Origin of the sequence: Tunicatimonas sp. (assembly GCF_049647865.1) — a bacterium.
Taxonomy (GTDB): Bacteria; Bacteroidota; Bacteroidia; order Cytophagales; family Cyclobacteriaceae; genus Tunicatimonas.
The window spans coordinates 1-9,165 of sequence record NZ_JBARYM010000641.1 but is presented as its reverse complement, the minus strand read 5'-3'; the positions used below and the strand labels follow the sequence as shown (position 1 = coordinate 9,165).

9 protein-coding genes are annotated in these 9,165 nt (G+C 42.5%); 5 read left to right on the top strand and 4 right to left on the bottom strand.

Annotated elements, in window-relative coordinates; translation table 11 throughout:
* The 4 genes from WBA23_RS18880 to WBA23_RS18865 all read left to right on the top strand — a co-directional run.
* A partial coding sequence (locus tag WBA23_RS18880; RefSeq protein WP_424583836.1) for a YifB family Mg chelatase-like AAA ATPase occupies positions 1-902 on the top strand: 902 nt, incomplete at its 5' end.
* Positions 903-1,129: 227 nt separating this feature from the next.
* On the top strand, positions 1,130-1,621 hold the full coding sequence (locus tag WBA23_RS18875) for an SPOR domain-containing protein (protein WP_424583835.1): 492 nt from the start codon (positions 1,130-1,132) through the stop codon (positions 1,619-1,621).
* An 18-nt stretch (positions 1,622-1,639) separates the two neighbouring features.
* Positions 1,640-2,839 (top strand): M20 metallopeptidase family protein, encoded by a 1,200-nt coding sequence (locus WBA23_RS18870; RefSeq protein WP_424583834.1) that lies wholly within the window; start codon positions 1,640-1,642, stop codon positions 2,837-2,839.
* Positions 2,840-3,113: 274 nt separating this feature from the next.
* The gene (locus WBA23_RS18865; RefSeq protein ID WP_424583833.1) at positions 3,114-4,058 is read left to right on the top strand and encodes a hypothetical protein; all 945 of its coding nucleotides are present in this window, start codon (positions 3,114-3,116) and stop codon (positions 4,056-4,058) included.
* Positions 4,059-4,108: 50 nt separating this feature from the next.
* On the opposite strand, the gene WBA23_RS18860 is transcribed toward WBA23_RS18865, so the two are convergent.
* Positions 4,109-5,254 (bottom strand): hypothetical protein, encoded by a 1,146-nt coding sequence (locus WBA23_RS18860; protein ID WP_424583832.1) that lies wholly within the window; start codon positions 5,252-5,254, stop codon positions 4,109-4,111.
* Between the two features lie 149 nt (positions 5,255-5,403).
* Here WBA23_RS18860 and WBA23_RS18855 point away from each other — a divergent pair, with 149 nt between their 5' ends.
* Entirely contained in the window at positions 5,404-6,642 is a 1,239-nt protein-coding gene (locus WBA23_RS18855; protein ID WP_424583831.1) for a M16 family metallopeptidase, read from the top strand.
* A 5-nt stretch (positions 6,643-6,647) separates the two neighbouring features.
* Here the strand turns inward: WBA23_RS18855 and WBA23_RS18850 are convergent, their stop codons facing one another.
* The 3 genes from WBA23_RS18850 to WBA23_RS18840 all read right to left on the bottom strand — a co-directional run.
* Positions 6,648-7,124, bottom strand: a complete 477-nt coding sequence (locus tag WBA23_RS18850) for a YcxB family protein (RefSeq protein ID WP_424583830.1) — start codon at positions 7,122-7,124, stop codon at positions 6,648-6,650.
* Between the two features lie 138 nt (positions 7,125-7,262).
* A complete protein-coding gene (gene nadC / locus WBA23_RS18845; RefSeq protein ID WP_424583829.1) occupies positions 7,263-8,120 on the bottom strand; it encodes a carboxylating nicotinate-nucleotide diphosphorylase in 858 nt (285 codons plus the stop codon).
* 108 nt (positions 8,121-8,228) lie between these two features.
* Positions 8,229-9,165, bottom strand: a 937-nt coding sequence (locus WBA23_RS18840; RefSeq protein WP_424583828.1) for a sensor histidine kinase, incomplete at its 5' end; no start/stop codon positions are given.

Here is a 9,165-nt window from a genome sequence, read left to right as displayed (position 1 = left end):
CCGGAGGACATAACGTAATTATGGTTGGCCCACCCGGTTCGGGAAAAACCATGCTGGCCCGGCGAGTTCCTACCATTTTACCGCCGCTTACCTTGCACGAAGCACTGGAAACTACCAAAATTCACTCTGTAGCCGGAAAGCTAACGACTGATTCATCGCTTATTTCACAACGTCCGTTTTGTGCTCCTCATCATACTATTAGCGATGCCGCACTCGTAGGTGGCGGAAATATTCCTCAACCCGGTCAGATTTCTTTAGCGCATAACGGCATTCTGTTTTTAGATGAATTACCGGAGTTCAAGCGAACGGTGTTGGAAGTATTACGTCAACCACTAGAAGAGCGAGCGGTCACCATTTCGCGGGCGCGGGGCACTGTCGACTTTCCAGCCAATTTCATGTTAATCGCCAGCATGAACCCCAGCCCTTCCGGGGAATTCTACGATGCCCAATCCGGTCATCCCGATTCGCCCACGGCGGTACAACGGTACCTGAATAAGATCAGTGGTCCATTGCTCGACCGGATTGATATTCACGTAGAAGTAAATCCCGTACCGTTCGATGAAATGACCGCAGATCGTAAAACGGAAAGCAGTTCATGTATTCGGGAGAGAGTGATTGCCGCCCGTGAGCGACAGACCAAGCGCTTTCAGGAAACATCAATCTACTGCAATGCTATGATGCCCCCGCCGATGGTGAAAGAAATCTGCCAAATTTCCCCGGCTGGTAAAACTTTGTTAAAAACAGCAATGGAGAGATTAGGTCTCTCATCCCGCGCCTACGATCGTATATTGAAAGTTTCCCGTACCATCGCTGATCTCAGCAATTCTTCGGACATTGCCGTAGAACATCTGGCCGAAGCCATCCAGTACCGTAGCCTCGATCGGGAAGGCTGGAATGGGTAATTAAAATGTGAAATACGAAAAGTAGGGAGCGACAAGTTAGAAGTGAATGACTGGAAACCCGAACTGTGGACTATCGACCGTCGCCTAATTCCACCTAACAATTCAGCTAGAAAACAATTTATGTCTATGATTTAGCAGTTGTTATGATAAACATCTACTTTTGACTTAGCAAAATCTTGGAAATGATAAATCGCAGTTCATTTATATTATTCTGTTCAGCCTTACTAATGGCTATATTTCAACAGTGTGCTCCCACAAAAACAATTAGCACTCAGGGTGCAGAAGAGTATAATGAAGATTTAAGCCAGTACCGAATTCAGTACGCCGACTCCATTGCTCAAAGCAAATCGAACTCTATCGACCCGAATCCCGAAAAAATAATTACCACGGCTTCTGCCCTACCAACTCCTAATTCAGTGACGGAAGATATTTCAGCGTACTTTGATGCAGTAGATGATCTAAATCGAAGGAATAATGAGTATCAAGGATTTACTCTCCAGGTATATACCGGAAACAGTCGGGAAGAGGCTAACAATGCGAAACTAAAAGTGTATCAGGCACTACCCGATGCAGAACCAGCGGTTCGCTTTCAAACTATATGGCGGACTCGAGTCGGAGAATACGCTAATCGGCTAGAAGCTCAACAAGACTACTTTGCGCTGAGCAAACTTTTTCCTAATGTGCTACTAGTGCCCGAAACCTTCCGAACGGTTGATTGATATTGGTATTATATATTCATGAATTCTTTACTACCCCAAATAAAGTCATTATCCCGTGAACTGGCTGAACAGGTGGTTGGCTACCGTCGTCATCTACACCAGCATCCCGAATTGTCCTTCCAAGAGCATCAAACAGCTCGTTTTGTCGCAGAGACGCTTACCTCCTTCGGATTATCACCTCAAACCGGAGTAGCTGATACTGGGGTAGTTGCGCTGATTAAAGGTAAAAATCCTGACAGCCGAACTGTGGCTCTCCGGGCTGATATGGATGCGCTACCGATTTATGAAGCAAATGATGTACCCTATAAATCTAAAAATGAGGGAGTGATGCACGCCTGTGGGCACGATGTTCATACTTCTTCTCTGTTAGGAGTCGCTAATATTCTTCAGCAGCTTCGCGAGGAGTTCGAGGGAACGGTTAAGCTTGTTTTTCAACCGGGAGAAGAGCGTTTTCCGGGAGGGGCTTCGCTAATGATTAAGGAGGGTGTTTTGCAAAATCCTAGTCCTCAGACGATGTTGGGCCAACACGTTTTGCCTCAATTACCAGCAGGAAAGATAGGTTTTCGGGAAGGTATGTATATGGCTAGTGCGGATGAAATTTATCTGACCATTAAGGGAAAAGGTGGCCACGCCGCCATGCCCGAGAAAAATATTGATCCGGTAATGATAACCGCTCAGTTGTTAGTTACGCTTCAGCAAGTGGTCAGCCGAGTGGCCAATCCAAAAATTCCGTCGGTACTTTCGTTTGGTAAAGTAATTGCCCAGGGAGCTACCAACGTTATTCCTAACGAAGTACATTTGGAGGGCACCTTCCGTACGCTAGACGAAGAATGGCGATATCAGGCGCATCAGAAGATAAAGGATATTGCCTACGGTTTATGCTCCGGCTTAGGCGGCTCCTGCGATATTGATATCAAAGTGGGTTACCCGTCTCTACAAAATAATCCTGAACTCACCCAGCGCTCTAAAAAATTAGCGATTGATTACTTAGGAGAGGATAATGTGGTGGACTTAGATTTATGGATGGCCGCAGAAGACTTTGCGTACTATACTCATCACGTTGATGCCTGCTTCTACCGATTGGGCACTGGTAATGAAGCCAAGGGAATTACTTCGGGAGTGCATACTCCCACATTTGACATTGATGAACATGCGCTGGAAATTGGTCCCGGTCTAATGGCGTGGTTAGCCATATCGGAACTACAGTTGGGTAATTAGGCTAAAAAAAAATTATAGGTGAAGATAAGCACCAAGAAAAGGCCTAACAATAACCAGTAAAGTAATCTTGCTTCCTTCGAAGGCTTCCCAAACACAAGGTTGTGTAATCCGTATTTTGCTCGATGTTCATAGGGGGTTTTCATAACAAATGAATTTACTGTTAAAAGTAATGTTACGTAATTGTTAAGCCAATGTTAACTTAATGTTAAGAAACTATTTTAAAAATAGCTATCGGTACGCTATAAATTACTTATTAACAACAGGCTATCTTGCTTTGGTAATTCTATCTTCCTCATTACGAAGTGAAGCAGCCACCCAGAACTACCGACTAATTCTTACTGAAAGCCCATCCACCTCAGCACTCATTGGCTGGGAGCTAATTGGTGGTTGCCCTGATCTACAACGAGTTTATTATGATACCGTAGACCATCAGCAAGACACCGCGGCTTATGCTTTTCGGGCTACAATTACTGCCGCCAACTTTCACCGGGGCATGGAAAATTATTTCTGTCATTTGAAAAACTTACTGCCTAACACCAAATACTACCTTGTGATTGGTGAAGATCAGGGTATTAGCCCCCGTTTAATTATTCAAACGTTCGCCCCAGATAATCGCGATTGGCAGAGCTACTGGGTTTCGCCCAAAGCTTTTCAAAACTCACACAAATGGAAGCACATTGCTCATCAAGTTAATGACCTACTTCCTAATTTTGTATTGATAGATGGCCTTGCCAATCTTGCTACCGAAGAGGCTTGGCGCGACTGGCTCCATTCATGGCGACCAACTACCTACGAAAATGCGCTGGTTCCAATTGTTATCGCAGGGACTATTTCTGCCGATATTCAGTACTTGTTTAATTTACCAAGTAGCGAACTGCGCTATTATCCTATTACTGAAAAAACTGGGCTATTACTATCGGATGAGGACACAAAAATCAGAAAGCGCTTTTGGAAGGCAATTGCTGATACAACTCAAGTAGTTTGGTACACTTCTTCGAGTACTTACCAGATACCAGAAAAGGTAGATTTAGCTATCACTACTAATGCTCAATCGGTAACACAATCACCTAACGTATTTAACTTTCCTCAACAGCAAGGCATGGTTATAGTCAGTAGGCAACAGGAAAAATTACAAATTCAGCTACCAGACGAAACTGTTTTACTAGAAATGTTTTTTGAGAGAATGACTGAAGAGCTAAAGGAAGGAAGGAATGAATAGATTATGCTACTTCTTCTATTATTCTGCTCTTCAATCCTTCAGCTCACTTACTAACTTAAATATTTCAGCACTTCTTGCCGAAATTCCTCATTCACCGCCATTGCTAATAAAACTGACACGATCAGCCCGATAGTAGCCAAACCCAAATCCTTTCCAACCATTCGTAGTGCACCTCCTACACTTTTCCTTTCACTTTCACCGTTGTTTCTTTGACGCAACCGAATACCGATCTCTCGTCCGCCTAGCAGTCCGATAAATACCCAGGTGGTGCTCATTGGAATGGTACTAATCGTAAGTTTGTAAATTAGTATTAGCGCGTACACGAAATCAATAATGGTGGCAGAACGTATGTCGGTTACTTCACTTTTCTCATTGACAATGTCTTGTATTTTATCGCCCTTCAAAAAGAAAATCAGCCCTAAGCCCAAAAATACTACTAAAGCGAACCCTAAAAACTGAGCGATGTTCAATGAGCGCGGCAGATAAATAGCAATATTAGCGGCATCCTGCATAATCCAGACCGACCACAGCGTGCCACTGGTAATCCACTGAGCAATGGCCCAGCCAAAGGCGGGTTTACCCACAAAATACTTGCGAGTAATATTTGTTATTAAATACCAAACCCCTAGCCCTAGTACAAATGCAATTAAATAAGCCGTTAGACTTTTATTAATGACCGAACCTACCGCACTTGGGCTAATTGCAAAGCTACTTAACAGCAGAAAAGTAGTAGAAACCGGCATCCGCAAGCGGGTGAGAATTAGCAGAAAGATTGGGGCAGCAATTTGCAGAAACGCAAAGCTCTCGGGCTGAGGAAAAGATAAGCTACCATCAGCCTCTGTGGTTCGCAGTCGTCCGAAGGAGACTCCTCCATCGTTGAGTATCCAACCAACCGTAACGGTAACCAGAAAAATACCTCCAATGTACAACCAGAGTACGTACCACCGACGGTCGGCATTCGAGGCAATGAATGTGCCTAGGGTTTGGATACTATCGTTAGAAACTGCCGAGTAAGCCGCTATTAGGAAGCCGAACCACATAGCTACGCCCGGATAGGGGTAAACCACCGCTGCTCCAAAAAAAAGAACACCTATCAGCAAGATAAATGTTCTTTCTTCTTTAATGAGATCAAAAAACTGATAAATTAAATTCCGAGAGTGGCTAGTGCTATCGGTTTGGTTACTGGTAGTTGGCATGGTTAGCGAAAATTTGCTCAATGATACTAATTATGCTAAGCAAAAAGAAATAGCAGTAATTGTTATCGTTTGACTCAATAAAAAAATCGCTATTTCACAACGATTAGAGAGTTCTAGTTGTTAACAGCAGTACTACTAAAACTACATATATGATTGACTTTGATCAATTTAAACTTTCTAACGGTTTACAAGTACTGGTGCATAAAGATTCGTCGGTGCCTATTGCGACTGTAAATGTGCTTTACAATGTAGGTTCTCGTGACGAAGATGAGAACAAAACTGGTTTTGCCCATCTGTTTGAGCACCTGATGTTTGGCGGCTCTAAAAATATTCCTAACTACGATACACCTCTGCAAGTAGTTGGGGGCGAGAATAATGCGTTCACTAATCCTGACATTACTAATTATTTTCTCACACTACCGGCAACGAACCTAGAAACGGCTTTTTGGTTAGAATCGGACCGGATGATGAGCCTTTCGTTTGATCCGAAAGTACTGGAAGTACAACGTAAGGTGGTCATTGAAGAATACAAGCAAAACTACCTTAATCAGCCCTACGGAGATGCGATGATGACGCTTAAAGGATTAGCCTACCAAACTCACCCCTACCGCTGGCCTACTATTGGTCGCGATATTGCTCACATTGAACAGGCTACCTTAGACGATGTGAAGTCGTTCTTTTATAAGTTTTACCGGCCTAATAACGCCATATTGGTAGTAGCCGGACGAGTAGAAGCAGAAGAAGTGAAGCGATTGGCCGAAAAATGGTTTGGCGATATTCCGGCTGGTGAAGCATACGATCGTCAGTTGCCACAAGAGGCTCAACAAACTACCCCAAGATTTACAAAGAAAACGGGGAAGGTACCGGCGCATGCTATCTATAAAGCATTCCATATACCTGAACGCACCAATGCTGGCTACCACGCGGCTGATTTGCTGAGTGATATATTGGGACGAAGTCGCTCTTCTCGCTTGTTTACCGAACTAGTGAAAGAAAACCCGCTGTTCAGTTCAATTAACGCCTACGTAACTGGTTCCGTAGATCCGGGCCTACTGGTTATTAATGGTAGGCTCAACGAAGGCGTTGCTTTGCAGACAGCCGACGAGGCCATTAACTCAGTAGTCGAAGAGGTAAAGGAAAATATTGTGAGTAATGAAGAACTGCGGAAAGTAAAAAATCAAGCAGAATCAACGTTGGTATTTTCAGAAATGGAGTTACTCAACCGAGCAATGAGTTTGGCTTATTCTTCTATGCTTGGTGATCCTAATTTGATCAATCAAGAATCGGAGAAGATACAGGCTGTTACAACTGAGGATATACAGCGATCAGCCCAAAAAATATTGGATCAAAACAATAGCAGTACGCTTCACTACGAATCTATAGAATGAAGTAGTTAAGTTTTTATATAGCCCTTCCGCTTTAGAATTGTTTGTAAAAATTTACGTTCGTTTTCAGTATTAAAAATCCGAAAAGGTAAGTGTACTAATTGGGCTTTGGATACAATTAATAAGAAGTAGTCTTTACCGATACGAGCGTCTTTAATCATATCCCACTTCAGAGGCATACCCTGCTTAGTATTTACTTTAATTAGTACTTGCTGACTGTTGATCTCATAGCTAAGCCGCTCAAACAGAATTTTGTTCTGCTCCATTTGAGTAACTCCCGTAAACTGGATGAGCCAAAATAAAGCGTAAAGCAGTAACGCAATCAGCGGACCGATGATCCACCAGATTGACCAGATAAAAAATGCTCCGCACATGAGGGCCGCTACGATCAGAAATACCCACCACTGCTTACGGAGCAAATTAAACATGGCCAGTTTGATATACGTGCCGGTAGAAAGTTTATATTTTTTGGTTTTAACGATCATGAAAAAGTCTCTTCAAAATTCAAGCACTGCGTAATGCGGATGCAAGTATAAAACTTTCCAGTCAAACTTGAAACGGAAGTTTGAGTTGAGTTATAGAAATCAGGAATACTACGAATAGTTTTATAAGATTCGGCAGGACTATACCGCTTTTAAACTCATATCCAGACTCTTCACCGAATGAGTTAATGCTCCAACGGAAATATAATCTACTCCGCACTCAGCCGCAGCCACAATGGTATTTTCATTAATATTACCCGAAGCCTCCGTTTCGGCCTGATCACCAATAATCACTACGGCTTCCTTCATTTGGTCAGGAGTCATATTATCCAGCATAATTACATCTACGCCACCCACTGCGATCACTTGCTGAACTTCTGCTAAGTTACGGGTTTCTACTTCAATCTTGAGATTCAAATTTTTCTCCTGTAAATACTGCTGCGCTTGATTCACAGCTGGTTGAATTCCCCCGGCGTAGTCAATATGATTATCTTTAAGCATAATCATATCGTACAAAGCGTACCGATGATTTTGCCCGCCGCCAATCGCCACCGCCCACTTTTCCGGCAGACGGAAGTTAGGAGTAGTTTTTCGAGTATCTAATAGTTTAGCCTTGGTATGATTGATCATGGACTGCAACTGGTGCGTGTAGGTAGCGATGCCACTCATCCGTTGCATACAGTTCAACACCAGTCGTTCGGCGGTAAGAATTGATTGGGCCTTCCCACTTACAATAAAAGCAACGTCGCCAAACTGAACCGATGAGCCATCTTCAATAGCTACATCTAACAATAATCGCTTATCAACCGCATTAAAAATATGTTCGGCCAATTTTACCCCTGCGATAATTCCCTCCCCTTTTATTAATAATCGGGCTTGCTTTTCCGCATCAGCGGGGACTGAAGCCAGAGTAGAATGATCACCTTCGCCAATATCCTCTTGTAAAGCTGATTGAATAAACCGCTGAATACGTTGGGGGGTTAGATACGATAGGTCCATAGGTTACTATACAAAGCTCTTACTAGAATTTTGTTTCAAAAAATTAAACCTGCTCTGTCGTGAATGTATTATTCTATTAGATTGGATACCCAAATTTGGTTGACTTAACTACGAATTGTCTAGCACCTTTTGAGGTAGTTGAATGATGATATCGGTACCATCTTCTTCACTGCTTTGGTAGGCGATAGTACCTTGGTGCATCTTCACCACCAACTTAGCGATGTAAGTTCCTAAGCCCGTACCTTTTTTCTTACCCGAAGTAGTAAACTTTTCAAAAAAATTGCTTCTGACATCTTGAGGAATAGCTCCTTTATTATGAATAACAATGGTAAAAAAGCGATCACAATTCAATGAAACTGATACCTTTTGACACTCTGATGAAGCTTCTAGCGCGTTTAACAACAGATTGTGGAACATACGCTTCATATAAAACTTATCCGCCAGCACATTCACCTTAGTTTCTTCGCTAATGGGTTCACCTTGGTACATTAATGAAATCTGAATTTGTCTGTAGAGTATTATTTTCTTCAGACCTTCTAATTCTTTTTGAATTACTTCTATCAAATTAAACTTTGTAATCTCAGTCTCATATTCACCTTGCTCCATCTTGATATAGTCAGATGTGGCCTTTAGCAAACCTAGGGTGTCGGTACTACGCTGTTTCAGGTAATTCAACCAAATCTTCTGATCTTCTGTAGGTTCCTTTTCGAATAAAACCTCTACAATTTGCAGAATAGATAACAAATTATTACGCAAATCATGATCGGAAAGCTGTTGAGCTATTTCTTGCGCGCTAATCTTTTTGCGGAGTTCTTGTATTGTTACTTCAAGATCGTACAAATCTTTTTGACTCTGATCTTCCTCAATAATAAACGTCATTTTAAAAGGCCCTCCCATCTTAGTCGCGGGTAGATATGCTGCGTTAGAAAGTATTTTTCGAGTAGCACCGGTTTTGTCAACTACCTCCCTCTCCCTCTGTATTTCAAAGTGCTTTTGCATGAATTGGTCATGTATGTTCTGCATTTCACTTTTCAGTTCTTTAGGA